The sequence below is a fragment of the Psychroserpens mesophilus genome (assembly GCF_050617655.1).
Taxonomy (GTDB): domain Bacteria; phylum Bacteroidota; class Bacteroidia; order Flavobacteriales; family Flavobacteriaceae; genus Psychroserpens; species Psychroserpens mesophilus_A.
The window spans coordinates 1-274 of sequence record NZ_JBODQC010000155.1 but is presented as its reverse complement, the minus strand read 5'-3'; the positions used below and the strand labels follow the sequence as shown (position 1 = coordinate 274).

At 59.5% G+C, this 274-nt stretch carries 1 protein-coding gene; it reads right to left on the bottom strand.

Annotation, left to right across the window (positions count from 1 at the left end):
- Positions 1–274, bottom strand: a 274-nt coding sequence (locus tag ACRHNM_RS16740) for a secondary thiamine-phosphate synthase enzyme YjbQ (RefSeq protein ID WP_431137754.1), incomplete at both ends; no start/stop codon positions are given.

Below are 274 nucleotides of genomic sequence, written 5' to 3'. Positions count from 1 at the left end.
ACAAAGAGGCTTTGATGTGGGCGGGCATATCGTCGGGGCCTTCCAGGGTATGCTGGTAATAGGGGGCATTCTCCGGGACCATCGTATTGAAATGCCGCTCAAAATCGCCCCGCACCGTGGGGTCCGCATTTTCGTTGAGGGTGAGGCTGGCCGAGGTGTGCTTGATAAAGACCTGCAACTGGCCGGTCTGTACGGAGCGGATTTCGGGCAGGGCCTCCAGGATTTCTGAAGTTACCAGGTGGAAGCCCCTGGGCCGCGCCCTCAGGCCGATTTC